The sequence below is a fragment of the Streptomyces cadmiisoli genome (genome assembly GCF_003261055.1).
In the GTDB taxonomy this organism is placed as follows: Bacteria; Actinomycetota; Actinomycetes; order Streptomycetales; family Streptomycetaceae; genus Streptomyces; species Streptomyces cadmiisoli.
This window is the reverse complement of the sequence record NZ_CP030073.1, coordinates 3,489,971-3,514,025: the sequence shown is the minus strand read 5'-3', so window position 1 is coordinate 3,514,025 and position 24,055 is coordinate 3,489,971. Positions and strand designations below refer to the sequence as shown.

At 71.5% G+C, this 24,055-nt stretch carries 22 protein-coding genes; 16 read left to right on the top strand and 6 right to left on the bottom strand.

Annotated elements, in window-relative coordinates; translation table 11 throughout:
- Positions 1-75 precede the first annotated feature (75 nt).
- From DN051_RS14820 to DN051_RS14810, 3 genes are read left to right on the top strand one after another with little or no spacing between them, the layout of a single operon-like run.
- Positions 76-1,053, top strand: a complete 978-nt coding sequence (locus DN051_RS14820) for an ABC transporter permease (RefSeq protein ID WP_053758694.1) — start codon at positions 76-78, stop codon at positions 1,051-1,053.
- 15 nt (positions 1,054-1,068) lie between these two features.
- Entirely contained in the window at positions 1,069-2,130 is a 1,062-nt protein-coding gene (locus tag DN051_RS14815; protein ID WP_053758693.1) for an ABC transporter ATP-binding protein, read from the top strand.
- A 14-nt stretch (positions 2,131-2,144) separates the two neighbouring features.
- On the top strand, positions 2,145-3,272 hold the full coding sequence (locus DN051_RS14810) for an ABC transporter ATP-binding protein (protein WP_053758692.1): 1,128 nt from the start codon (positions 2,145-2,147) through the stop codon (positions 3,270-3,272).
- A 134-nt stretch (positions 3,273-3,406) separates the two neighbouring features.
- Here DN051_RS14810 and DN051_RS14805 read toward each other — a convergent pair whose 3' ends face one another.
- Complete coding sequence (locus DN051_RS14805) at positions 3,407-4,144, bottom strand: class I SAM-dependent methyltransferase (protein WP_112438869.1); 738 nt, start codon at positions 4,142-4,144, stop codon at positions 3,407-3,409.
- Positions 4,145-4,423: 279 nt separating this feature from the next.
- Here DN051_RS14805 and DN051_RS14800 point away from each other — a divergent pair, with 279 nt between their 5' ends.
- Genes DN051_RS14800 through DN051_RS14780 form a run of 5 tightly spaced genes read left to right on the top strand, consistent with a single transcriptional unit; the run spans position 4,424 to position 9,972 of the window.
- Positions 4,424-6,052, top strand: a complete 1,629-nt coding sequence (locus tag DN051_RS14800; protein WP_053758690.1) for a peptide ABC transporter substrate-binding protein — start codon at positions 4,424-4,426, stop codon at positions 6,050-6,052.
- A 9-nt stretch (positions 6,053-6,061) separates the two neighbouring features.
- Positions 6,062-6,985 carry an ABC transporter permease gene (locus DN051_RS14795; RefSeq protein WP_053758689.1) on the top strand — a complete coding sequence of 308 codons (924 nt, stop codon included), beginning with the start codon at positions 6,062-6,064 and terminating at the stop codon, positions 6,983-6,985.
- Positions 6,978-7,955, top strand: a complete 978-nt coding sequence (locus tag DN051_RS14790) for an ABC transporter permease (RefSeq protein ID WP_053758688.1) — start codon at positions 6,978-6,980, stop codon at positions 7,953-7,955. Before DN051_RS14795 ends, DN051_RS14790 begins: the two co-directional genes overlap by 8 nt.
- Positions 7,956-7,964: 9 nt before the next feature.
- Positions 7,965-8,948 (top strand): ABC transporter ATP-binding protein, encoded by a 984-nt coding sequence (locus tag DN051_RS14785; protein ID WP_112438868.1) that lies wholly within the window; start codon positions 7,965-7,967, stop codon positions 8,946-8,948.
- Positions 8,941-9,972 carry an ABC transporter ATP-binding protein gene (locus tag DN051_RS14780; RefSeq protein ID WP_053758686.1) on the top strand — a complete coding sequence of 344 codons (1,032 nt, stop codon included), beginning with the start codon at positions 8,941-8,943 and terminating at the stop codon, positions 9,970-9,972. Before DN051_RS14785 ends, DN051_RS14780 begins: the two co-directional genes overlap by 8 nt.
- Positions 9,973-10,336: 364 nt before the next feature.
- Here the strand turns inward: DN051_RS14780 and DN051_RS14775 are convergent, their stop codons facing one another.
- On the bottom strand, positions 10,337-12,457 hold the full coding sequence (locus tag DN051_RS14775) for a S9 family peptidase (RefSeq protein WP_112438867.1): 2,121 nt from the start codon (positions 12,455-12,457) through the stop codon (positions 10,337-10,339).
- 176 nt (positions 12,458-12,633) lie between these two features.
- Here DN051_RS14775 and DN051_RS14770 point away from each other — a divergent pair, with 176 nt between their 5' ends.
- The 4 genes from DN051_RS14770 (at position 12,634) to DN051_RS14750 (ending at position 16,460) form a co-directional block, all read left to right on the top strand.
- Positions 12,634-12,828: a hypothetical protein gene (locus DN051_RS14770; protein WP_053758684.1), complete on the top strand. Its 195-nt coding sequence runs from the start codon at positions 12,634-12,636 to the stop codon at positions 12,826-12,828.
- A 42-nt stretch (positions 12,829-12,870) separates the two neighbouring features.
- The gene (gene mshB, locus DN051_RS14765; RefSeq protein WP_112438866.1) at positions 12,871-13,728 is read left to right on the top strand and encodes an N-acetyl-1-D-myo-inositol-2-amino-2-deoxy-alpha-D-glucopyranoside deacetylase; all 858 of its coding nucleotides are present in this window, start codon (positions 12,871-12,873) and stop codon (positions 13,726-13,728) included.
- The gene (locus tag DN051_RS14760; RefSeq protein WP_053758682.1) at positions 13,725-14,135 is read left to right on the top strand and encodes a DUF6113 family protein; all 411 of its coding nucleotides are present in this window, start codon (positions 13,725-13,727) and stop codon (positions 14,133-14,135) included. The genes mshB and DN051_RS14760 overlap by 4 nt, the downstream gene beginning before the upstream one ends.
- A gap of 159 nt (positions 14,136-14,294) precedes the next feature.
- On the top strand, positions 14,295-16,460 hold the full coding sequence (locus DN051_RS14750) for a hypothetical protein (RefSeq protein ID WP_162624712.1): 2,166 nt from the start codon (positions 14,295-14,297) through the stop codon (positions 16,458-16,460).
- 105 nt (positions 16,461-16,565) lie between these two features.
- Here the strand turns inward: DN051_RS14750 and DN051_RS14745 are convergent, their stop codons facing one another.
- Both DN051_RS14745 and DN051_RS14740 read right to left on the bottom strand, forming a co-directional pair.
- Positions 16,566-17,417: a transglutaminase-like and tetratricopeptide repeat-containing protein gene (locus tag DN051_RS14745; protein ID WP_053758766.1), complete on the bottom strand. Its 852-nt coding sequence runs from the start codon at positions 17,415-17,417 to the stop codon at positions 16,566-16,568.
- Between the two features lie 22 nt (positions 17,418-17,439).
- Positions 17,440-18,453 carry a GNAT family N-acetyltransferase gene (locus tag DN051_RS14740; protein WP_112438863.1) on the bottom strand — a complete coding sequence of 338 codons (1,014 nt, stop codon included), beginning with the start codon at positions 18,451-18,453 and terminating at the stop codon, positions 17,440-17,442.
- Positions 18,454-18,593: 140 nt separating this feature from the next.
- Between DN051_RS14740 and fdxA the strand changes: the two genes are divergently transcribed.
- Positions 18,594-18,914, top strand: a complete 321-nt coding sequence (fdxA, locus tag DN051_RS14735; RefSeq protein ID WP_053758679.1) for a ferredoxin — start codon at positions 18,594-18,596, stop codon at positions 18,912-18,914.
- Positions 18,915-19,047: 133 nt separating this feature from the next.
- Positions 19,048-20,145 carry a bifunctional succinyldiaminopimelate transaminase/glutamate-prephenate aminotransferase gene (locus DN051_RS14730; protein ID WP_112442271.1) on the top strand — a complete coding sequence of 366 codons (1,098 nt, stop codon included), beginning with the start codon at positions 19,048-19,050 and terminating at the stop codon, positions 20,143-20,145.
- Between the two features lie 87 nt (positions 20,146-20,232).
- On the opposite strand, the gene DN051_RS14725 is transcribed toward DN051_RS14730, so the two are convergent.
- Together DN051_RS14725 and DN051_RS14720 are read right to left on the bottom strand one after the other, a co-directional pair.
- Positions 20,233-20,709 (bottom strand): hypothetical protein, encoded by a 477-nt coding sequence (locus DN051_RS14725; protein ID WP_053758678.1) that lies wholly within the window; start codon positions 20,707-20,709, stop codon positions 20,233-20,235.
- Between the two features lie 310 nt (positions 20,710-21,019).
- Complete coding sequence (locus DN051_RS14720; protein ID WP_079000792.1) at positions 21,020-22,009, bottom strand: VldE C-terminal domain-containing protein; 990 nt, start codon at positions 22,007-22,009, stop codon at positions 21,020-21,022.
- Between the two features lie 83 nt (positions 22,010-22,092).
- Here DN051_RS14720 and dapE point away from each other — a divergent pair, with 83 nt between their 5' ends.
- Together dapE and DN051_RS14710 are read left to right on the top strand one after the other, a co-directional pair.
- On the top strand, positions 22,093-23,172 hold the full coding sequence (gene dapE / locus DN051_RS14715; RefSeq protein ID WP_112438862.1) for a succinyl-diaminopimelate desuccinylase: 1,080 nt from the start codon (positions 22,093-22,095) through the stop codon (positions 23,170-23,172).
- A 106-nt stretch (positions 23,173-23,278) separates the two neighbouring features.
- A complete protein-coding gene (locus DN051_RS14710) occupies positions 23,279-24,037 on the top strand; it encodes an LOG family protein (protein ID WP_053758675.1) in 759 nt (252 codons plus the stop codon).
- The last annotated feature ends 18 nt before the right edge of the window (positions 24,038-24,055 follow it).

Sequence of the window (24,055 nt, the reverse complement as noted above, 5' to 3'; positions counted from 1 at the left end):
GCGCACCAGGCGGGGCGCACCTCCGCGGTTCCGTGAAACCGCCCATCGCCTCCGCAGAGAGCAGCCTTTGCCGCCATGTTTCAGTTCATACTCCGGCGCACGGCCGGTGCCGTCGTCACTCTGTTCCTCATCGGCGCCGCCACGTTCTTCCTGTTCGTCGCCGCGCCGTCCGACTACGCCTCACTGGCCTGTGGCAAGGACTGCTCGCCCGCTCGTCTCGAGGCCATCCGCACCGCGTACGGCCTCAATGAGCCCCTGTGGACGCAGTTCTGGGACTTCATGTCCGGCATCGTCGCCGGCCGTGACTTCCCCGACGGCCACTGCGCCGCCCCGTGTCTCGGACAGTCCTTCTACTACGGGGACTTCGTCTGGGACATCATCATGGACCGCTTCCCGCTGACGCTGTCGCTGACCGTCGGCGCCATGACCGTCTTCCTGATCCTCGGCCTCGGTGCGGGCATGATCGCGGCCTACCGGCGCGGCTCCGCCATGGACAAGATCGCCACCGGCACGTCCATGGTGCTCAGCTCGTTCCAGATCTACTTCCTCGGCCCGATCGTGCTGATGATCTTCGTGTACAGCACCGGCTGGGTGGAGGACCCCAAGTACGTGCCGTTCACCGGCGACCCCTTGGGCTGGCTGGCCGGGCTGTGGATCCCGATGGTCGTGATGGCCACCATTTTCACCGCCCAGTACACGCGTATGGCACGCGCCTCGCTCATCGAGCAGCTCGCCGAGGAGCACGTGCGCACCGCCCGGGCCAAGGGCATGCCGAAGAGATACGTCTTCTTCCGCTATGCCTGGCGCGGTTCGCTCATCCCGATCGTCACCGTCCTCGGCATCGACCTGAGCGCCCTGCTCGGCGGCGGTGTCGTCACCGAGCTGACGTTCTCCCTCCAGGGCATCGGACGCCTCGCCGTGGACGGCGCGGTCACCAAGGACCTCCCGCTGACGATGGGTGTCATGCTGGTCGGCGCCTTCTTCATCCTGATCCTGAACATCCTCGCCGACATCGTGTACGCCTGGATCGACCCGCGCATCCGGCTCTCCTAGGAAGAACGATCCACCGTGACCACACTGACCAAAACCGAGGACGTCCCGGCCCCGACCGGGCCCGAGAGCTTCCTCTCGGTCCGTGACCTGCGGGTGCAGTTCTCCACCGAGGACGGCATCGTCAAGGCCGTGGACGGCCTGTCCTTCGATGTCGAGCGCGGCAAGACCCTGGGTATCGTCGGCGAGTCCGGCTCCGGCAAGTCCGTCACCAACCTGACGATCCTCGGCCTGCACAGCCCGCGGACCACCACCGTCGACGGCGAGATCGTCCTCGACGGCAAGGAGCTCGTCACCGCCACGGAGAAGGAGCTGGAGCGGCTCCGCGGCAACAAGATGGCGATGATCTTCCAGGACCCGCTGACCGCGCTCTCGCCGTACTACACGGTGGGCCGCCAGCTGTCCGAGCCGTACATGAAGCACACCGGCGCCTCCAAGAAGGAGGCCAAGGACCGGGCCGTGCAGATGCTGGAGAAGGTCGGCATCCCGCAGCCCAAGGTGCGCTTCGACGACTACCCGCACCAGTTCTCCGGCGGTATGCGGCAGCGCGCGATGATCGCCATGGCGCTGATGTGCGACCCCGACCTGCTGATCGCCGACGAGCCGACCACCGCGCTCGACGTGACCGTGCAGGCGCAGATCCTGGACCTGCTCAAGGACCTCCAGCAGGAGTTCGGCTCCGCGATCATCTTCATCACCCACGACCTCGGCGTCATCTCCAACATGGCCGACGACCTGCTGGTGATGTACGCCGGCCGGGCCGTGGAGCGCGGCACGGTCAAGGAGGTGCTGCGCACCCCCAGGCACCCGTACACCTGGGGCCTGCTCAGCTCCATGCCGCGCCTGGACGGTGACATCCACGCCGAGCTGACGCCGATCCCGGGCTCCCCGCCCTCCCTGCTCAACCCGCCGTCGGGCTGCCCCTTCCACCCGCGCTGCGCCTTCAGGGACAAGGTGTCCGGCACTCTGTGCACGGACGTGCGCCCGTCGCTCGGCGAGGGACGCGCCACCGCCTGTCACCTGACGTCCGAGCAGAAGCAGACCATCTTCATCGACGAGATCCAGCCCCGGCTGCGCTAGGGAGAACCGAGATCATGAGCGAGAACCTCACCCTCCCCGCACAGCAGGGCTCCACCGGCGACTCCTCCTCCGCGACGGAAACGCTGCTGGAGGTCAAGGGCCTGACGAAACACTTCCCGATATACGGCGGCTTCCCGATCAAACGGAAGGTCGGCGCGGTGCAGGCCGTCGACGGGGTCGACCTGACCGTCGGCGTCGGCGAGAGCGTCGGCCTGGTCGGCGAGTCGGGCTGCGGCAAGTCGACGACCGGCCGGCTGATCACGCGGCTGCTGGAGCCGACGTCGGGGCAGATCACCTACGCCGGCCAGGACATCACCCGCGCCACGCGCCGCCAGCTCGCGCCGGTCCGGTCCGAGATCCAGATGATCTTCCAGGACCCGTACTCGTCGCTGAACCCGCGGCAGACCGTCGGCACCATCATCAAGTCGCCGATGGAGGTCAACGGGATCGAGCCGCAGGGCGGCCGCGAGAAGCGCGTCCGGGAACTGCTGGAGCTGGTCGGCCTCAACCCCGAGCACTACAACCGCTTCCCGCACGAGTTCTCCGGCGGCCAGCGGCAGCGCATCGGTGTGGCCCGAGCGCTGGCGCTGAGCCCGAGGCTGATCGTCGCCGACGAGCCGGTCTCCGCGCTGGACGTTTCGATCCAGGCACAGGTGGTGAACCTGCTTCAGAAGGTGCAGCAGGAGCTGGGCATCGCCTTCATGTTCATCGCCCACGACCTGGCGATCGTGCGGCACTTCTCGCAGCGCGTGGCCGTGATGTACCTCGGCAAGGTGGTGGAGGTCGGCGACCGCGACTCGATCTACAACCGGCCCCGTCACCCGTACACGCACGCCCTGCTGTCCGCGGTCCCCGAGGTCGCGGTCGACGACGAGACCGAGAACCGGGAGCGCATCCGCCTGGCCGGCGACGTGCCCTCGCCGATCCACCCGCCGTCCGGCTGCCGTTTCCGCACCCGGTGCTGGAAGGCGCAGGACAAGTGCGCCACCGACGAGCCGCCGCTGGTCCAGATCTCCGGCAACCGGGAGGGCCACCTGACGGCCTGCCACTTCCCGGAGGACCCCAGCACGGCGGCCCGCGAGGAGGACGTGGTCCTCGACCCGGCGCTGAAGGCGCTGGAGGAGGACCAGCACGAGGACTGACGTCCCGAGTATCGCCCAGGGCCTGTCCGGCGACTCCTGTCGCCTCGCGACGTGAATCGCCGGACAGGCCCTTCGGCTCGCCGTGCGAGCCGTGAGCCCGCCCGGCGAGCCCTGAGCCCGCCGTGCGAGGAACCCTAGGCCCGCCCCGCGACGGTGATGATCTCGCGGCAGGCGGGGGTCAGCGGTCCCCGCTTCCAGTCCCCGAACCGCCGGCGCACGGCGAGGCCCGCCTCGTCCAGGAAGCGGTCCAGCGCGTCCTCGTCCAGGAAACGGACGGTGCTCCGGCAGATCTGCGGCTCGTCCCACCGCGGGCCGTCGTAGGTCTCCGTGAACGACACCCGGTCCCCGTGCACCGGCGTCTCGGCCTCGTGCCACACCCGCACGACGTCCCCCTCCGGGCCGCGGAACTCGTGGATCACGTCCGGGGTCCAGGACTCCCAGGCACGCGCGGCGGGGGCGCGCGTCTCGAACACGAACGCGCCCTCGGGGGCGAGGGCGCGCCGGACCGCGGCGAGGGAACTCCGCAGCTCCTCGTCGCCGAGGAGTTCCTGGAAGGCGTGTCCGGTCATCACGACCAGGTCGTACCGGCCCTCCCACCAGGTGGTGCCGAGGTCCCCGAGCACCCATTCCACGTCGCGTGCGGCCCGTCTGGCCTGGACGAGCATGGCGGCGGCCGGATCGAGTCCGGTGAGCCGCCCCGTGTGCCCGGCCTCCCGCGCCCGCCGCAGCAGCCGCCCGGTCCCGCAGCCGGCGTCGAGCACGGTACGGGCCGACATCACCAGATCGAGGTAGAAGTCGTCACCCGGACCCCATGGGTTGAGGGCCTCGTACAGTTCGGCGAGCGCGGCGTCACGGAAGGAACGATCAACCATCCGGGCAGTGTGCCTGCTGTCCGGCCGATCAGTACAGGGATCCGGGATTTACGGCCGAAGAACCCGGGCCGGCCCCGATCCGCCGCTCCCGCCTCCTCCTGAGTCACCCCGACCCGTCCGATTTCCCTCCGCCTCGACCCACCCGGTTCACCCCCACCCCCGCCTTCAGTAGCCCAAAGAGCCCCCCGCATGTGCGCGATCGCGTCGAATCGTCGGATATTGGCCGATAACGGTCAGCGCCCCGGCGCTGGCGGCAACGCGCTACAGAGGAGGGACTCCATGCGCGGACGCACGCACGCCACATGGGCCGCGGGTGCGGTGGCGGCAGCCCTCGTGGCGACCGCCTGCGGCGGGGGCGGCGGGAGCAGCGGCGACACCGCCGCGGTGCTCAGCTCCTCCTGGGGCGACCCGCAGAACCCGCTGGAGCCGGCCAACACCAACGAGGTGCAGGGCGGCAAGGTCCTCGACATGATCTTCCGAGGGCTGAAGCGCTACAACCCCGACACCGGCGAGGCCGAGGACATGCTCGCCGAGAGCATCAAGACCTCCGACTCGCAGAACTTCACCGTCACCGTCAAGGACGGCTGGACCTTCAGCAACGGTGAACCGGTCACCGCCCGGTCCTTCGTCGACGCCTGGAACTACGGCGCGAGCCTGCGGAACAACCAGCGCAACGCCTACTTCTTCGGCTACATCGAGGGCTACGACAAGGTGCACCCCGAAAGCGGCGGCAAGCAGACCGCCGACACCCTCTCCGGCCTCAGGGTCACCGGCGAGCGCACCTTCACCGTCCGGCTCGCGCAGAAGTTCTCGACCTTCCCCGACACCCTCGGCTACCCCGCCTACGCCCCGCTGCCGAGGGCGTTCTTCGACGACCACGACGCCTGGCTCAGCAAGCCCGTCGGCAACGGCCCGTACGCCGTCGAGTCGTACATCAAGGGCTCCCAGATGTCGCTGCGCGCCTGGGACGCCTACCCCGGCGACGACAAGGCTCAGAACGGCGGCGTCGACCTCAAGGTCTACACGGACAACAACACGGCCTACACCGACCTCCTGGCGGGCAACCTCGACCTGGCCGACGACATTCCCGCCGCTCAGCTCAGGAACGTCCGCCAGGACCTGGGGGACCGCTACCTCAACACCCCCGCCGGCATCATCCAGACCCTCGCCTTCCCCTACTACGACGCCGCCTGGGACAAGCCCGGCATGGACAAGGTCCGCAAGGGCCTGTCACGGGCGATCAACCGCGAGCAGATCACGCGGACCATCTTCCAGAAGACCCGCACCCCCGCCACGGACTGGACCTCCCCGGTCCTCGGCGTGGACGGCGGCTTCAAGGAGGGCCTGTGCGGAGAGTGGTGCCGGTACGACGCCGCCGCGGCCAAGAAGCTCATCCAGGAGGGCGGCGGGCTGCCCGGCGGACAGGTCAGGATCACCTTCAACGCCGACACCGGCTCCCACAAGCAGTGGGTCGACGCGGTCTGCAACTCCATCAACAACGCCCTGGGCAACGACCGCGCCTGCGTCAGCAGCCCGGTCGGCACCTTCGCCGACTTCCGCAACCAGATCAGCGAGCGCAAGCTGGTGGGCCCGTTCCGGGCCGGCTGGCAGATGGACTACCCGCTGATCCAGAACTTCCTCCAGCCGCTCTACTACACCAACGCCTCCTCCAACGACGGCAAGTGGTCCAACCAGCAGTTCGACGACCTCGTCGACCGGGCCAACGCCGAGAGCGACACCGCCACCGCCGTCCGGACCTTCCAGCAGGCCGAGGAGGTGGTCCGGGACAACATGGCGGCCATCCCGCTCTGGTACCAGAACGGCAGCGCCGGCTACTCGCAGCGGCTGTCGGACGTGAAACTCAATCCGTTCAGCGTCCCCGTCTACGACCAGATCAAGGTCAGCTGAGGCGGCGCCATGGGACGGTACGTCGTCCGGCGCCTGCTGCAGATGGTCCCGGTCTTCATCGGGGCCACCCTGCTGATCTTCCTGATGGTCAACGTGATGGGCGACCCGATCGCCGGCCTGTGCGGCGAGCGCGAGTGCGACCCGGCGACGGCCGCCCGGCTCCGGCAGGAGTTCGGCCTCGACAAGCCGGTGTGGCAGCAATACCTGACCTACATGGGCAACCTGTTCACCGGCGACTTCGGCACCGCCTTCAACGGCCAGCCCGTCACGGAACTGATGGGGAGCGCGTTCCCGGTCACCGTCCGGCTGACGCTGGTGGCGATCCTGTTCGAGATCGTCATCGGCGTCACGCTGGGCGTCGTGACGGGACTGCACCGCGGGCGCCCGGTCGACACCGGCGTGCTGCTGCTCACCCTCGTGGTCATCTCCGTGCCCACCTTCGTCACCGGCCTGCTCCTCCAGCTTCTGCTCGGCGTCGAATGGGGCTGGATCAAACCGTCGGTGTCCTCCGAGGCCCGTTTCGACGAACTGATCGTGCCGGGCCTGGTGCTCGCCTCCGTCTCCCTGGCGTACGTCACCCGGCTGACCCGCACCTCCATCGCGGAGAACCGGCGCTCCGACTACGTCCGCACCGCCGTCGCCAAGGGCCTGCCCCGGCACCGGGTGATCACCCGGCACCTGCTGCGCAACTCGCTGATCCCCGTGGTCACCTTCATCGGCACCGACATCGGCGCGCTGATGGGCGGCGCCATCGTCACCGAGCGGATCTTCAACATCCACGGGGTCGGCTACCAGCTCTACCAGGGCATCCTCCGCCAGAACACCCAGACCGTCGTCGGCTTCGTGACCGTCCTCGTCCTGGTCTTCCTGATCGCCAACCTCCTCGTCGACCTCCTGTACGCCGTACTCGACCCGAGGATCCGCTATGTCTGAGCCCAGGGAACCCGCCGGCGCGGTGGCCGGGACCGGCATGGGGGGAGCCATGGACCTGGCCACCAGCGAGGCACGGACACTGGAGCGGGCACCCGACGGGCCGGACGGCCCCGGCCGCTTTGCCAAGCCCCGCTCGCTGTGGTCCGACGCCTGGCACGACCTGCGCCGCAATCCCGTCTTCGTCGTCTCGGCCCTGGTGATCCTCTTCCTGTTCGTCATCTCCCTGTGGCCGTCCCTGATCGCCTCCGGCAATCCCCTCGAGTGCGACCTCGCCAAGGCCCAGGAGGGCTCCCAGCCCGGCCACCCCTTCGGCTTCGACGGACAGGGCTGCGACGTCTACACCCGCACCGTCTACGGCGCCCGTACCTCCGTCACCGTCGGTGTGTGCGCCACGCTCGGGGTCACGCTGCTCGGCAGCGTCCTCGGCGGCCTCGCCGGGTTCTTCGGCGGGGCGGGCGACTCGATCCTGTCCCGGCTCACCGACATCTTCTTCGCGATCCCGGTCGTGCTCGGCGGTCTCGTCCTGCTGTCGGTGGTGACCAGCAACTCCGTCTGGCCGGTGATCGGATTCATGGTGCTGCTCGGCTGGCCGCAGATCTCCCGCATCGCCCGCGGCTCCGTCATCACCGTCCAGCACAACGACTACGTCCAGGCCGCCCGCGCCCTGGGCGCCTCCGACTCCCGGCTGCTGCTGCGGCACATCGCGCCCAACGCCGTCGCCCCGGTGATCGTCGTCGCGACCATCGCGCTCGGCACCTACATCGCGCTGGAGGCGACCCTGTCGTACCTCGGTGTCGGTCTGAAGCCGCCCAGTGTCTCCTGGGGGATCGACATCTCCGCCGCCTCGCCGTTCGTCCGCAACGCCCCGCACGCCCTGCTGTGGCCCTCCGGAGCGCTGGCGATCACCGTGCTGGCGTTCATCATGCTCGGCGACGCGGTGCGCGACGCCCTCGACCCGAAGCTGAGGTGAGGTGCCGCCATGCTGCTCGACGTACGCGACCTGCACGTGGAGTTCCGGACCCGGGACGGCGTCGCCAGAGCCGTCAACGGCGTCACCTACGGCGTGGACGCGGGCGAGACCCTCGCGGTGCTCGGTGAGTCCGGCTCCGGCAAGTCCGTCACCGCACAGGCCGTCATGGGCATCCTCGACACACCGCCCGGCCGGATCACCGGCGGTCAGGTCCTCTTCCGCGGCAGGGACCTGCTCGGGCTCAAGGAGGACGAGCGGCGCAGGATCCGCGGCGCCGAGATGGCGATGATCTTCCAGGACGCCCTGTCGTCGCTGAACCCCGTGCTGTCCGTCGGCGACCAGCTCGGCGAGATGTTCGTGGTCCACCGGGGCATGTCCAGGAAGGACGCGCGGGTGAAGGCCGTGGAGCTGATGGACCGGGTCCGCATCCCGGCCGCCAAGGAGCGCGTGCGGCAGTACCCGCACCAGTTCTCCGGCGGTATGCGGCAACGCATCATGATCGCGATGGCGCTCGCCCTGGAACCGGCCCTGATCATCGCCGACGAGCCCACCACGGCCCTCGACGTCACCGTCCAGGCCCAGGTGATGGAACTGCTGGCGGAGCTCAGGCGCGAGCTGGGCATGGCGCTGATCCTCATCACCCACGACCTCGGCGTGGTCGCCGACGTCGCCGACCGGATCGCGGTGATGTACGCGGGCCGGATCGTGGAGTCAGCCCCGGTCCACGACATCTACAAGGCACCGGCCCACCCCTACACCAGGGGCCTGCTCGAATCCATCCCGCGCCTGGACCACAAGGGCCGCGAACTGCACGCCATCAAGGGGCTGCCGCCCAGCCTCACGAACATTCCGCCCGGCTGCGCCTTCCACCCGCGCTGCCCGCTGGCCCGGGACGTCTGCCGGACGGACGTGCCCCCGCTGCACGAGGTGACACGGTCGGACGGGCCCCGGGGCAGCGCCTGCCACTTCTGGAGGGAGTGCCTGGATGGCTGAGACCGTGCTGGAGGTCCGGGGCCTGGTCAAGCACTACCCGTTGACCCGCGGCGTCGTCTTCCGCAAGCAGGTCGGCGCGGTGCGTGCCGTCGACGGCGTCGACCTCACGCTCGACCGCGGCGAGACCCTCGGCATCGTCGGCGAGTCCGGCTGCGGCAAGTCCACCGTCGCCAGGATGCTGGTCGGCCTGGAGCGGCCGACGGCCGGAGAGATCAGGTACCGGGGCGAGGACGTCACCCGGCTGTCCGGCCGGGCGCTGAAGGCCGTACGCCGCAACATCCAGATGGTGTTCCAGGACCCGTACACCTCCCTCAACCCCCGTATGACCGTCGGCGACATCGTCGGAGAGCCGTACGAGATCCATCCCGAGGCCGCCCCCAAGGGCGACCGGCGCCGCCGGGTCCGCGAACTCCTCGACGTCGTCGGACTCAACCCCGAGCACATCAACCGCTACCCGCACCAGTTCTCCGGCGGCCAGCGCCAACGCATCGGCATCGCACGGGGCCTGGCGCTGCGCCCGGAGATCATCGTCGCCGACGAGCCGGTCTCGGCGCTGGACGTGTCGGTCCAGGCGCAGGTGGTGAACCTGATGGAGCGCCTGCAGAACGAGTTCGAGCTGTCCTACGTGTTCATCGCCCACGACCTGTCGATCGTCCGGCACATCTCGGACCGGGTCGGGGTCATGTACCTCGGCCGGATCGTGGAGATCGGCCGGGACAGCGAGATCTACGAACATCCCACGCACCCGTACACCCAGGCGCTGCTCTCCGCGGTGCCGGTGCCCGACCCGGAGGCCCGCGAGCACCGGGAGCGGATCATCCTCGCCGGCGACGTGCCGTCCCCGGCGGACATCCCCTCCGGCTGCCGCTTCCGCACCCGCTGCTGGAAGGCGCGGGAGCGCTGCGCCCTGGAAGTGCCGCCGCTGGCCGTGCCGGCCGGACTCGGGCCGGGCCCGGCCGCCCATGACTCGGCCTGCCTCTTCGCGGAGGAGAAGCAGGTGGTGCCCGCCGCGGGCGAGGAGTAACACACAGGCAACTCCGCGGACCCGGTCGCGATATACGGACGCGTCAGTCTCTTCCGCGTACGGCCGTGCGGGTGCCGTGAACGGGCCGGGACGCGCCATGTCGTCCCGGCCCGTTGCCCTGCGGCGGGGGCGTGTCCGGCCCTCCCGCCCCGCCGCGTGACGGGCGCCGGTGCCGCGGCAGGCAACGTTCGCGCCGTCGCGACGTCCGGCACGCTCCCCCACTGCCTGAAAGGCGTGGGAGGTGCCCCCACTCGCCGCCCCGGCCGAGAGCCCGAGTACGTCCAGTACGAGGGCTCACGGCCGGCACGCCGAGAGCACGCACCGGACGCCGCTCCTCGACGGGCAAACGTCGCCTGACGCGGCACTAGTCCAGCCCCAGGGACCGCTTGAGGAAGTCCAGCTGGAGCCGGAGCAGGTTCTCCGCGACCGTCTCCTGCGGGGTCATGTGAGTGACGCCGGACAGCGGGAGCACCTCGTGGGGCCGGCCGGCGGCCAGCAGGGCCGTGGAGAGCCGCAGGGAGTGCGCCACGACCACGTTGTCGTCCGCCAGCCCGTGCACGATCATCATGGGCCGGGCCGGCTCCACGGCGTCGACCAGTCCGGCGTCGTCGATCAGCGAGTTCCTCCGGTACACCTCCGGCTGCTCGCCCGGGTGCCCGAGGTACCGCTCCTGGTAGTGGGTGTCGTAGAGCCTCAGGTCCGTGACGGGCGCGCCCACGATCCCGGCGTGGAAGACGTCCGGCCTGCGCAGCAGCGCGAGTCCGGCCAGATAGCCGCCGAAGGACCAGCCGCGGATCGCGACCCGGCCGAGGTCGAGCGGGAACTCGGCGGCGAGGGCCTGGAGCGCGTCCACCTGGTCCTGGAGGACCACCGCCGCCATGTCGTCCCGGACCGCCTTCTCCCAGGCGGGCGAGCGGCCCGGGGTGCCGCGCCCGTCCGCGACGACCACCGCGAACCCCTGGTCGGCGAACCACTGCGACGTCAGATGGGCGTTGTGCGCCGCGACCACCCGCTGACCGTGGGGACCACCGTAGGGATCCAGCAAAACCGGCAGGGGAGTGTCACCGTGGTAGTCCCGCGGCATAAGCACGGCGCACGGAATCTTCCGTGCGCCCCCCATGGTGAGCGTCACGCGCGGGGACAAACCAGGATCATCGGCGTACGACGGGATGGTCGTCACCGGCTTGCCGTCCCGTAGCACCTGCACCCGGACCCCCGGCCGGTCGAGGGTCGCCGACACGAGGACGGTCACGTCGCCGGCGCGGACCGCCGAGTGCACACCGGGCTCCTGCGAGAGGCGTTCCACGCCCAGCTCGTTGACCCGGTAGACGTGCACCTCGCCGATTTCCGGCGCCTGCGCGTCCTCGCCCGCCGAGGCCGACACCAGCACGTCGTCGGCCGTCACGTCGAGCACCGCGCGCAGATGCAACTGCGGTCCCGTGAGCGGGCGTTCGCCCACCGCGAGCACCCGCGCGCCCCCCTCGTCGGCGATCCGCACCAGCTGCCCGGAGGGGGACCAGGACGGCACTCCAGGGAAAAGATCAAGCCAAATTGGATCTTCATCGGCGTGCACCATCCGGGTCGCACCCGTGTCCGGATCGACGGCCAGGTACAACTGGCTGCGCTGGTCCCGCGCCTGCACCAGCATCAGCGGCGCACCCGCCGCTGACCAGTGCACTCGCGCCAGATACGGGTAACGCGCCCGGTCCCAGACGACCTCCGTGCGCGCCCCGTCGAGGCCGACGACGAACAGCCGCACCTCGGCGTTGGGGGTGCCGGCCGCCGGGTAGGGGACGTGTCGTGGGTCACGCCCGGGATGGGCCGGATCGGAGATCCACCACCGCCGCACCGGCGTGTCGTCCACCCGCGCCACCAGCAGCCGGTCCGACTGCGGCGCCCACCAGTAGCCCCGGTCGCGGTGCATCTCCTCGGCCGCGATGAACTCGGCCGAACCATAGGAAACCGACGGCGACTCCGGCTCGGCGAGCGCCCGGTCGCCCTCGCCCTCGGCGCCCACGACCCGCAGGGTGCCGCCCGTGACGTAGGCGATGTGCCGTCCGTCGGGAGCGGGGCGCGGGTCGATCACCGGGCCGGGGACGGGGAGCCGGGTGGCGGTGCCGGCCCGCAGCTCCGCCGTGAAAAGCCCTCCTGACAAGGCGAAAGAGGCCAACTCCACGGCGGCGTCGGTGGCGTAGCCGACGATGCCGGCACCGCCCTCACGGCTGCGTTCGCGGCGGGCGCGCTCCTCGGGCGAGAGGTCCTCCGCGGCCCCGCCCAGCAGGGTGCGCGGGTCGGCGGCCATGCGCTCGGTGCCGTCCGCCAGGTCGAGGACCCACAGCGCGTTGGCCCGGTCCGTGCCGGAGCCCGAGCGCAGGAAAGCGACCCGGGAACCGTCGGGTGCCACGGTGAACGAGCGCGGCGCGCCGAGCGTGAACCGCTGGGTGCGCGCATGGCGTCGGGGGAAGGAGACAGGCTCGGTCGTCATGCCCCGACCATATTGGCCATGCGCCCCCTTGTGCGGCCGTGCGCCGATCGATGCGCGCGTACGGAAAGTTATGATCACTAGCGCTGTGTGGGTATGAACCTGCTGGCCGCTGTATGGATTTACAAGTTCCCCCGCACTGTTTCCCCTCGATCCCGGGTCCTTGGAGGTGAGCCGCCGTGGCACTCTCGATTTCGGCGGTGGTGCTGCTGGTGATCATCGTCTTCCTGCTCATAAAGAAGTCGGGGCTCAAGGCGGGGCACGCGGTCGTGTGCGTCCTGCTCGGCTTCTATCTCGCCTCTTCCACCATCGCGCCCACGATCAATGAGCTGACCAGCAACATCGCCGGAATGATCGGCAGCATCAAGTTCTGATCCGGTCCCGCCTGCGAGGGTTCTCCCTCGTAGGCTGACCTCATGACGGAACTGCCCTTTCGGCGTCTGCTGCTGGTGCACGCGCACCCGGACGACGAGTCGATCAACAACGGCGCGACCATGGCCAGGTATGCAGCCGAGGGTGTCCATGTGACCCTGGTCACGTGCACTCTCGGTGAGCGCGGCGAGGTCATCCCTCCCGAGCTCGCGCATCTCACCGGTGCCGCCCTCGGCGAGCACCGTCTGCGCGAGCTCACCGCGGCCATGGGCGAGCTGGGCGTCACCGACTTCCGTCTGCTCGGCGGCGCCGGGCGGTACGGGGACTCCGGGATGATGGGCCTGGCCGACAACGACGACCCCGGCTGCTTCTGGCAGGCCGACGTCGACGAGGCCGCCGCCCGTCTCGTCGAGGTGATCCGCGAGGTCCGCCCCCAGGTCCTGGTCACCTACGACCCCGACGGCGGCTACGGCCACCCCGACCACATCCAGACCCACCGGGTCGCCACGCGCGCGGCCGAGCTGGCCGCCGCCGAGGGCCGGCCCATCGCCAAGGTCTACTGGAACCGGGTGCCCCGCGCCACCGCCGAGAAGGCCTTCGCCGGCCTTCGTGAGGATTTGCCGCGCACCCCGTTCGACCGGGCCGCCGGCCTCGACGACGTTCCGGGCGTCGTGGACGACGAGCGCGTCACCACCGAGATCGACGGCACCGCGTACGCTGCCGCGAAGGCCGCCGCGATGCGCGCGCACGCCACGCAGATCACCGTCGCCGAACCGTATTTCGCGCTGTCCAACGGACTCGCGCAGCCCGTCCTCACCACGGAGCACTACGAGTTGGTGGACGGCGGGAGCGGCCGGGTGCGGGAGACGGATCTGTTCGACGGGATGGAGGAGGGTTCATGAGCGGGCACGGCTCGACGCTCGCCCAGCCGCTGCGACGGCCCTCCGCCGGGCGGATCGCCGCCCACCTGGGGCTGTTCGTGCTCGGCGCGGTCGTCGGCGTCGCGGGTGCGCTGGTGCAGTCCGGCTGGTTCCCGGGCGGACTGCTGCTGGCCCTGCTGGGCGGGGCCGGACTCTTCCTGGGCGCGGCCCGGGCGACCGGCGGCCGGGGCGGGGCCGTGGCGTCCGCCGCGGGCTGGATGCTCGCGGTCGTCCTGCTCACCGCCAGCCGTCCCGAGGGCGACTTCGTGTTCGCCGCGGGAGGCGGTTCGTACATCTTCCTGCTCGGCGGGATGGCCGTCGCTGTGATGTGCGCCACGCTCGGTCCGGGACGGCAACCGGGCGGTCGGTCCGCCCGACTTGGCAAGTGACGTACCACTTCGCCGTCAGACCCTCGTGCGAGTCCGGTGTGGGTTTCCCCAGCGGTCGCGGGATACGGAACGGGGGTGGCCAGTATGGTGGTGCCGCCGCCGAGCCGCCCGAGCACGTGAGGTCGACACCGGCGGTGGAGCCAACCGGGAGAACCTGCCTTGAGTCGTGAAACTGACAGTTCGTCCTCCGGGCCCAACGGGCGCGGCGGAGCCGCATACCCTTCGGGCACCCCGCCCTACGGCACCCCCACGGCTTCCGACAGCGCTGCCGACGCGGGCCGTTCGGCCGCTCGGCCGGAGGAGCGCAAGACCGAGACCACGCTGACGACGCGGATCCGGATCAACATCCCCGGATCACGGCCCATTCCGCCCGTCGTCGTGCGTCAGCCCGTAGCGGGTACCGAGGCCGCCGAGGACACCGCCGCCGAAGCGGCACCGCCGAGTCCGGCCGCCGTCCCCAACGGCGCGGCCGAGACGCCCGTCGAGCACCCTCAGCCGGCGGAGGAGAAGACCAGCGACTGGTTCGCCCCCCGCAAGTCCGGCCAGCCCAAGGGCGGTCCGGGCGGCGGCGCGGCCAACACCGCCGGGCAGCCCGGCGGTTCCGGCCCGGCGGCCGGCGCGCCCGCGCTCCCGGCCGGTGGCCGCCCCGGCGGCGTGGTCGGCTCCGTGAGCCTGCCGGGCGGTCCCCGGCCCGGGGACGGTGCCCGTCCCGGCGGCACCAACGGCGCCGGACTGCCCGGCGCCACCGGTGGTCCGGTGGCTCCCGGGCACGGCGGCGGCACGGGTAGCTTCGACGTGACCGAGGCGATCGCCGCGGGCCCGACGGGCAGCGGCCCGCACCCCGGTACGGGCGGCGCCGGCGAACCCCGCCGCGACGACCTGCCGTACTTCGCGGAGAACGGCCAGGGCGGCTACGGCACCCCGGGCGCACCCGGCGGCCCGCACGGCGCGGCCGGACACAACGGCGTCAGCGGGCACGGCGGTCTCGGCGGGCCGGGCGGCACCGGCCGTCCCGGCGGCCCGCACGGCCCCGCGGGCCCGACCGGCGGTCCGGTCACCGGCGACGGCCCGCTCGTCCCGCGGCACCCGGGCGTACCCGGCACCGTTCCGGGCGTGCCCGGCGCCGCCGCCGGCATGAGTGACGACACCGCGATCCTCACGCCGCAGAAGCCGGCCCCGCAACCGCCCCCCGGCAGCGCCTTCAACGCCCCCGACAACGTCTCCGGGCACACCGTCACCAGCGGCATCCCGGTCGTGCCGTCCGCGGACCGCGGCGCGCCGTTCGGCGCGGGCACGCCCCTGGACGGGCCGGCCGCGTACACCCCGCCGAAGCTGCCCGAGCCGGTGCAGCAGAACGTGCCCGCCGCCGCGCCCAAGAAGAAGAAGGGGCGCAACAAGCTGGCCCTGGTCGGCGGCGGCGTGGTCTTCATCGCCGGTGTCGCCTACGGCGCCGGGCTGCTGATGAACCACTCCGACGTGCCCAAGGGCACCACCGTGCTCGGCGTCGACATCGGCGGCGGCACCCACGACGACGCCGTCAAGAAGCTCGACGACGCGCTCGGCGACCGGATCGACAACCCGCTGAAGCTCTCCGTCGACGGCGACACCGTCTCGCTCAAACCGGACCAGTCGGGCCTCCAGTTCGACGTCGACGCGACGGTCGGCGCGGCCGCGCAGAGCGACTACAACCCGATCTCCGTGATCGGCTCCCTCTTCGGGCAGCAGCGCGTCGTCGAGCCGGTCATGCCGATCGACGAGGAGAAGCTGCACTCCGCCCTGGAGACCGCGGCCGGCGGCGCCGGCAGCGCCTCCGACGGCACGATCAAGTTCGAGTCCGGCAAGGCCGTCGCCGTCTACGGCAAGCCGGGCAAGGGCATCGCCGTCGACCAGGCGAGCGCGACCGTCGAGGCGGCCTACCGCAAGCAGGTCGAGACCGGCACCGCCACACCGGTGCGGCTGCCCACGACCACCCGGCAGCCGACGGTGCCCAACGCCGAAGTCGACCGGATGATGAAGGAGTTCGCCGAGCCCGCGATGTCCGCCAACGTCTCCGTGCAGACGGACGCGGCGCACTCGATCGCGTTCAGCCCGGAGAACTCGCTGTGGAAGTTCCTCCGGGTCCAGGCGGTCGACGGCAAGCTCGTCGACACCTACGACAAGGCGGCGCTGAAGGACCTCTACGGCAGCACCTTCGACGGGGTCCTGATCACCCGCGGCACCGGCCAGAAGACCGCCGTCACCGTCGAGGACGTCATCGGCGCCCTGCGCACGGCGCTCAAGAGCACCGGCGACCGGGTCGCCGTCATCGAGACCGACCCCAGCTGAGACCCGCACACGAGGGGGCACCCGGCACACGCCGGGTGCCCCCTCGCCGCGTACACGGACCGCCGGGCAGCCCCCCGGGCGACGGGGCGGACTGGACGGGGCGGACTAGTTGAGCATCGCCCGAGCGACGCCCGCCTCACCGCGGATCCGCTCGGCGGCGCCCTCGTCGACCGCGCCCACCACCTCGGCGTACGCGTCCAGCTCCGCGGCGCCCTCCAGGAAGCTCCCCCGGCGGACCAGCAGCTGGGCCCGCTCGTAGCGCAGCCGGGCCGGGTGCGCGGGCATCAGCAGGGACAGCTCCACCGCCCACAGCGCCACGTCGGAGCGTTCGGCGCGGGCCGCCGCCCACGCCCGGACGTTGTTCAGGATCCGCACCACCACGTCCAGCGGCGGCGCGGGCTCCAGCATCGAGGAATCCAGCGGCGCCCCTGTCGCGCCCACGACCAGGAGCTCGGCGTCGGTCCCGGTCAGCACCCGCCCCCCGTCGAACGGGTCGGCGAGCACCTGCTCCTCGGGCTCCCCGAAACCGGCCACGAAGTGCCCCGGGAGCGCCACCCCGTACACCGGTGCCCCCGCCCGCCGGGCCACCTCCACCCACACCACCGACAGCACGATCGGCAGCCCGCGCCGCCGCCGCAGTACGCAGTGCAGGAGCGAGGACTCCAGACGCTGGTAGTCGCCCGGCGTGCCATGGAACCCGCACCGCTCGCCGAGCAGCTCGTGCAACGCCGCGGCCCAGGCGCGCGGTCCGCCCGGCCGGAACGGCAGCCGGCCGGCCAGTTCGTCCAGCGCCAGCTGCGCGGCGTCGATCCCGGCCTCGTCCAGGGTCCCGTCCGCCTCCGCTCCGATGAGCAGGCACAGGGTGGCCAGATCGGGCCGCTCGGACCGGACCTCCTCGGCGAACCTCCGCCGCAGCTCGGCCGAGCGATCCGGCGGAGGCGGGAAGGGGGGACGCATGTTCACTGCCGACCTCCCGCGATCAGTTCCGGACAACGCCGGACGCCTGAGGCTCCCGGTAGTGGTGGTACGCGTGGTGCGCGGCGAATCCCATCCCGGCGTACAGCGCCCGCGCCCCCGCGTTGTCCGTCTCGACCTGGAGCCACGCGGCCGAGGCGCCTTCCTCCAGGGCCCGCCGGGCCAGCGCGGCCATCACGGCGCCGGCCAGCCCGCGCCGCCGCAGCTCCGGGGCGACCTCGACCGCGGCGAACCCGGCCCACCGCCCGTCGACCACGCACCGCCCGACGGCGGCCGGGACCGGGCCCTCGCCCGGCACGGTCGCGAACCACACCGACGCGCCGCTGCCCAGCACCTTCAGAGCCACCTCGCCGACGCCCGTGCGCCGGTAGCGCGCGAGCCATGCCGCGTCCGCCTCCCGGGACAGCACGACCCCGCTCCCCTCGGCCCGGTCGGCGACCGGCGCGAGCGCCCCGGTCCACAGCTCCGCGGTCACCTCACGCGTCCATCCGCGCGCCTCCAGCGCCGCGCAGAGCGCCTCCTGCGCGCCCACGGCGCCGGTGGCGGTCTGGACGTACGCGGGAAGCCCTCGCTCGCCGTACCACCGGCGTACGAAGGCCAGCGCGTCGTCGAGCGGTATGCCGGGATCGCCCAGCGGCAGCACGGAGTTGGCCCGCCGGGTGAATCCGCCGGCCGCGCGCAGTTCCCAATCGCCCAGCCGCTCGCCGTCCACCGGCCGCCAGGACCGGGCGGCGACCCGCGCGAGCTCCTCGTAGGAGGCGGCCGGACCGCGCCGCCGCGCCGGTACCGCGGGCACCACCTTGCCCGCGACCAGCGACGACTCCTCGATCCGGACGCGCTCACCGTCCCGCCGTGTGATCACCAGCACACCGTCGTCCCAGGATGTGAGAACACCCACCGTGTCGGTGAATTTCTCCTGCGTGACACCAGTGTGGCCCAACCGGCGTACGGAGACCCGTTTGCCCACGTCAGCAGTGGTGATACGGACCTCAAGGCGGCCCATCGACGAGATTTCCACAGGTCGGTTCACCCCTCCTGTTCGGATCATGCCCAAGAACGGAGATACTAGGGGCGGGCATCGACGACGCCGCGCTCCCGCGCGCCAGGCGGCGGAGCCTGAGGAGGCCCGCCGGCGCCCAATCGAGGAGGAACGACAGCGTGACCTACGTCATCGCGCAGCCTTGTGTCGACGTCAAGGACAAGGCGTGCATCGAGGAGTGCCCGGTCGACTGCATCTACGAGGGCTCCCGGTCCTTGTACATCCACCCGGACGAATGCGTCGACTGCGGTGCGTGTGAGCCGGTCTGCCCGGTGGAGGCGATCTTCTACGAGGACGACACGCCGGAGGAGTGGAAGGACTACTACAAGGCGAACGTCGAGTTCTTCGACGAGCTCGGCTCGCCCGGTGGCGCGAGCAAGCTCGGTCTGATCGAGAGGGATCACCCCTTCATCGCCGCGCTCCCGCCGCAGGGCGAGTAATCCCGCAAGCGGCCCCGGCCCGTGCCGCCTCGGTCCCGTACGGCCTGATCGCCATCCGCGCGGTCGTCGGCCGTGCGGGACCGAGGCGTTTGCCGCCCCGTCGGGCCGTACGCACGAGAAAGTGAGCCAGAACGTGTCCGCAGTCTCCGACCGTCTCCCGGCCTTCCCGTGGGACAAGCTGGCGCCGTACAAGCAGACGGCGGCCGGTCACCCGGACGGCATCGTCGACCTGTCCGTCGGTACGCCCGTCGACCCGGTGCCCGAGCTCGTCCAGAAGGCGCTGATCGCCGCGGCCGACTCCCCGGGCTATCCGACCGTGTGGGGCACGCCCGAGCTGCGCGACGCGATCACCGGCTGGCTGCGCCGCCGCCTCGGCGCCCGGGACGTGACCCACCACCACGTCCTGCCGATCGTCGGCTCCAAGGAACTCGTCGCCTGGCTCCCCACCCAGCTGGGCCTCGGCCCCGGCGACCGGGTCGCCTTCCCGCGGCTCGCCTACCCGACCTACGAGGTGGGCGCGCGCCTGGCCCGGGCCGGCCACGAGGCCTACGACGACCCGACGGAGCTCGACCCGGCGAACCTGAGGCTGCTCTGGCTGAACTCGCCCTCGAATCCGACGGGCGGGGTCCTGTCGAAGGCCGAGCTGACCCGGATCGTCGCCTGGGCGCGTGAGCACGGCGTGCTGCTGGTCTCCGACGAGTGCTACATCGAGCTGGGCTGGGAGGCGGACCCGGTCTCCGTCCTCCACCCGGACGTCAACGGCGGCTCGTACGAGGGCATCGTCACGGTCCACTCGCTGTCCAAGCGGTCCAACCTCGCCGGCTACCGCGCCGCCTTCCTGGCCGGTGACCCGGCCGTCCTGGCCCCCTTGCTGGAGATCCGCAAGCACGGCGGCATGATGACGTCGGCGCCGACCCAGGCGGCCGTGGTGGCGGCTCTCGGCGACGACGACCACGTCCGCGTGCAGCGGGAGCGCTACGCCGCCCGGCGCACGCTCCTGCGCGAGGCCCTGCTGGGCCACGGCTTCCGCATCGAGCACAGCGAGGCGAGCCTGTACCTGTGGGCCACCCGCGACGAGTCCTGCTGGGCCACGGTGGCGCACCTGGCCGCTCTGGGCATCCTGGTCGCCCCCGGTGACTTCTACGGCCCGGCGGGGGAGAACTTCGTGCGGGTGGCCCTGACGGCGACCGACGAGCGGGTCGCGGCCGCGGTGAAGCGCCTCGCGGCGTAGGCCGCCCGGCGCGGGCAGCCGCCCGCGCACACGACGAACGGCGGGGTCCGGGACACGTCCCGGACCCCGCCGTCGTACGACCCGGCGTCAGCCGATCGGCAGCCCCGTCGCGGGCAGCGACTTGGCCGGCAGCCCACCCTTGGCCAGCCCGTCCTTGGCCAGCCCGCCCTTGGTCAGCCCGTCCGTGGGCAGTCCGCCCTTGGTCGCGGTCGAAGCGGTGTCACCGACGACGTCCCCGGCGGTCCCGGCAGCCTCACCAGCGGCCTTCTGCACCGCCGGCGTGGCCTTCTTCGCGGCCTGGCCGCCGGTCTTGCCCGCGGCCGGCACCGCCTTCTTGACAGCCTTGCTGCCGGTGTCGCCAGCGAGCCCGGTGACGTCCTGAGCCGCGCTGTCGACGGTGTTGCCGACGGTCGCCCCGTCCAGGGCGGTCAGTCCGCCGACGTTGGGGGCAGCGGGCAGTTCGGGGGCCGCGCTGGCGGAGCCGGCCGCACCGACCCCGGCGGCCGCTCCCGCTGCGACGAGCAGCGCGGCACGGGCGATCCGACGGGTCAGAGGGAGGGACATGATGCTCCTTTGACGGGAGGAAACGATGAAGTGTCGGACCGCTCCCGGCATTTGATCGCCGGTCGCGGACGCAGTGACTACCGCTCGAAGCCCCCGAAGGTTGCGGCGGCGCAACGTAAAGACTTGGCAATGCGTCGCATTATCGCCTGCGGATAAAAACGGGCAAAGAAGACCCGTCCCGAAACTCTGCCGAATCCTTACGGCGCTGTGTTCACAAGGCTTTCCGGGGATACGGGGGTGAGGTCACGAAAACCTGAACACACCCCCGTGGAGGCCCGTTGCATGTACCTCTCAGGAGGTAGGTCTCGCACTACTGTGCAGTGACAATTCGGACCGAGTTCGCGGCCTTCCGTGCTCCGGTGCCGCCCTTCGCGTCGTCGGCGACGGGACGCCACTCGCCGTTGGTGCGCCCGGAGGTCCACTCCCGGCCGTCGTACAGGACACGCTTGATGTGCAGCGCGGAGGCGTTGGCCACGGCCCAGTGCGCCACCTGCCAGCCCCGCTCGCCGACGTCCCGCGCGTCCCGCCCGTCCGGTCCGCCGTCCGCGGTCAGCGGGACCGTCACGGTGCGCCCGTCGGTCTCGGTGACCGGCTCGCCCGGCGCGGGCTTCCGCTCGTCGGCGGCCACCTCGGCGCCGGCCTGCTCCACCGCGTCCCGCCCGAAGTCCCGTACGAGCGCGGAGCGCACCGCGTCCGGCCCGGAGACACGGACGGGGTCGGGCCGGCCCTGACAGGTCAGCACGGCCGCGGCCCGCCCGCTGAGCGCGGCCGCGAGCAGCGCGGCGTCCGGCTCGTGCTTGGCGTACGCCTCCGGGTAACCGCTGCGCTGCACGCGCTGCGCGGCGACGGTCAGCGGCAGCCGGGTGTAGTCGGGCACCTTCACCAGGTGGTCGTAGAACTCGCCCGCCGAGTAGACCGGATCCATGATCTCCCGCTCCGTGCCCCAGCCCTGCGACGGCCGCTGCTGGAACAGGCCGAGGGAGTCGCGGTCACCGTGCTCGATGTTGCGCAGCGCCGACTCCTGCAGCGCGGTGGCGAGCGCGATCGTCACGGCCCGCTCGGGCAGTCCGCGCGCGGTGCCGACCGCGGTGATCGTCGCCGCGTTCACCGCCTGCTCGGGCGAGAACTCGTACGCGGCTTCGTCCCCGTCGGCCGAGACCACCTTGCAGCCGGGACCGCCCGCGCCGCCGGTGACGTACTGGACCACGAGGTAGCCCGCGACGGCGAGCATCACCACGAAGGCCGCCCCGAAACGGAAGAGGCGGCCGCGACGCTTGGGAGGGCGGGGTGGCTCAGACACGCGTACAAGGTACTGGAGAGTACGGTGCGCCGGGCCCCGTCCGGGAACAGTGCGTCGAAGGCCTGCGCGTTAGGGTCTACCGCATGGCCGACACCCCGCTTGACCTCACCCTGGACGCCGCGCGGCTCACCGCCCGGCTGGTCGACTTCCCCTCGGAGAGCGGCAGTGAGAAGCCGCTGGCGGACGCGATCGAGACCGCGTTGCGCACCCTGCCGCACCTGACGGTCGACCGCTTCGGGAACAACGTCGTCGCCCGCACCGATCTGGGCCGGGACCAGCGAGTGATCCTGGCCGGTCACATCGACACCGTGCCGATCGCCGGCAACGTGCCGTCCCGGCTGGACGACGAGGGCGTGCTGTGGGGCTGCGGCACGTGCGACATGAAGGCGGGCGTCGCGGTCCAGTTGCGCATCGCGGCCACCGTCCCGGCCCCGAACCGCGATCTGACCTTCGTCTTCTACGACAACGAGGAGGTCGCCGCCGAGCTCAACGGCCTCAAGCACGTGGCCGAGGCGCACCCCGAGTGGCTCGCGGGTGACTTCGCGGTGCTGCTGGAGCCCTCCGACGGCGAGGTGGAGGGCGGCTGCCAGGGCACGCTGCGGGTGCTGCTGAAGACCCGGGGCGAGCGGGCCCACTCGGCGCGCGGCTGGATGGGCTCCAACGCGATCCACACGGCGGCCCCGATCCTGGCCCGCCTCGCCGCGTACGAGCCCCGCCGCCCGGTGATCGACGGCCTGGAGTACCGCGAGGGCCTGAACGCCGTGGGCATCTCGGGCGGTGTGGCCGGGAACGTCATCCCCGACGAGTGCGTGGTGACGGTCAACTTCCGCTACGCCCCGGACCGCACCGAGGAGGAGGCCGTCGCCCACGTCCGCGAGGTCTTCGCGGACTGCGGGGTGAGCGAGTTCGTGGTCGACGACCACAGCGGAGCCGCGCTGCCCGGCCTGTCTCACCCGGCCGCGGCGGCCTTCATCGAGGCCGTGGGCGGCACCCCGCAGCCCAAGTACGGCTGGACGGACGTCTCCCGCTTCAGCGCGCTCGGCGTCCCCGCGGTCAACTACGGTCCGGGCAACCCCCACTTGGCCCACAAGCGGGACGAGCGGGTGGACACCGCAAAGATCCTGGCGGGCGAGGAGCGGCTGCGGTCCTGGCTCACCGCGTGAGCCGCCGGTGCCATGGCGTTTCATGGCGGACACGCCGTCGTACCGCGTCCTTGACCCGCGTAGATCTAGGCTGAGGTGGAACGACCCCGCAACGGAGGGAGCGCACATGGCCACCGGCAACCCTGAGGGAAAGAAGCAGCCCCCGGAGGAGCAGCGCCTCGGCCCGGTCCTCCGGCGGCGGAGCCAGGTGACGGCGAGCACGACGGACCAGCGACTGCTGGACGCGGGCGGCCCGTCCGACTGGGTCCACACGGACCCGTGGCGGGTCCTGCGCATCCAGTCGGAGTTCATCGAGGGATTCGGCACGCTGGCCGAACTCCCGCCCGCCATCAGCGTGTTCGGCTCCGCGCGTACGCCGGCGGACTCGCCCGAGTACGAGGCGGGCGTCCGCCTGGGCCGGGGCCTGGTGGAGGCGGGCTTCGCGGTCATCACGGGCGGTGGCCCCGGGGCGATGGAGGCGGCGAACAAGGGCGCGCTGGAGGCGGGCGGCATCTCGGTCGGCCTCGGTATCGAGCTGCCGTTCGAGCAGGGGCTGAACCCGTACGTCGACATCGGGCTGAACTTCCGCTACTTCTTCGTCCGGAAGATGATGTTCGTGAAGTACGCGCAGGGCTTCGTGGTCCTGCCGGGCGGCCTCGGCACCCTCGACGAACTCTTCGAGGCGCTGACCCTGGTCCAGACCCAGAAGGTCACCCGCTTCCCGATCGTGCTGTTCGGCTCCGCGTACTGGGGCGGCCTCATCGAGTGGCTGCGCAGCACCACGGTCGCCCAGGGCAAGGCCGCGGAGATGGACCTGGACCTGTTCCACGTCACGGACGACGTGGACGAGGCCGTGGCCCTGGTCTCCAAGGAGGCGGGCCGCTGAGACCGTCCGAGCCGGGCG

Excerpts from the sequence above, each read along its gene's own strand:
- DN051_RS14805 (WP_112438869.1), bottom strand. The coding sequence starts at position 4,144 with ATGGTTGATCGTTCCTTCCGTGACGCCGCGCTCGCCGAACTGTACGAG.
- DN051_RS14780 (WP_053758686.1), top strand. The coding sequence starts at position 8,941 with ATGGCTGAGACCGTGCTGGAGGTCCGGGGCCTGGTCAAGCACTACCCG.
- DN051_RS14790 (WP_053758688.1), top strand. The coding sequence starts at position 6,978 with ATGTCTGAGCCCAGGGAACCCGCCGGCGCGGTGGCCGGGACCGGCATG.
- DN051_RS14710 (WP_053758675.1), top strand. The coding sequence starts at position 23,279 with ATGGCCACCGGCAACCCTGAGGGAAAGAAGCAGCCCCCGGAGGAGCAG.
- DN051_RS14810 (WP_053758692.1), top strand. The coding sequence starts at position 2,145 with ATGAGCGAGAACCTCACCCTCCCCGCACAGCAGGGCTCCACCGGCGAC.
- DN051_RS14775 (WP_112438867.1), bottom strand. The coding sequence starts at position 12,457 with ATGACGACCGAGCCTGTCTCCTTCCCCCGACGCCATGCGCGCACCCAG.
- dapE (WP_112438862.1), top strand. The coding sequence starts at position 22,093 with ATGGCCGACACCCCGCTTGACCTCACCCTGGACGCCGCGCGGCTCACC.
- mshB (WP_112438866.1), top strand. The coding sequence starts at position 12,871 with ATGACGGAACTGCCCTTTCGGCGTCTGCTGCTGGTGCACGCGCACCCG.
- DN051_RS14785 (WP_112438868.1), top strand. The coding sequence starts at position 7,965 with ATGCTGCTCGACGTACGCGACCTGCACGTGGAGTTCCGGACCCGGGAC.
- DN051_RS14820 (WP_053758694.1), top strand. The coding sequence starts at position 76 with ATGTTTCAGTTCATACTCCGGCGCACGGCCGGTGCCGTCGTCACTCTG.
- DN051_RS14745 (WP_053758766.1), bottom strand. The coding sequence starts at position 17,417 with ATGCGTCCCCCCTTCCCGCCTCCGCCGGATCGCTCGGCCGAGCTGCGG.
- DN051_RS14800 (WP_053758690.1), top strand. The coding sequence starts at position 4,424 with ATGCGCGGACGCACGCACGCCACATGGGCCGCGGGTGCGGTGGCGGCA.
- DN051_RS14760 (WP_053758682.1), top strand. The coding sequence starts at position 13,725 with ATGAGCGGGCACGGCTCGACGCTCGCCCAGCCGCTGCGACGGCCCTCC.
- DN051_RS14795 (WP_053758689.1), top strand. The coding sequence starts at position 6,062 with ATGGGACGGTACGTCGTCCGGCGCCTGCTGCAGATGGTCCCGGTCTTC.
- DN051_RS14725 (WP_053758678.1), bottom strand. The coding sequence starts at position 20,709 with ATGTCCCTCCCTCTGACCCGTCGGATCGCCCGTGCCGCGCTGCTCGTC.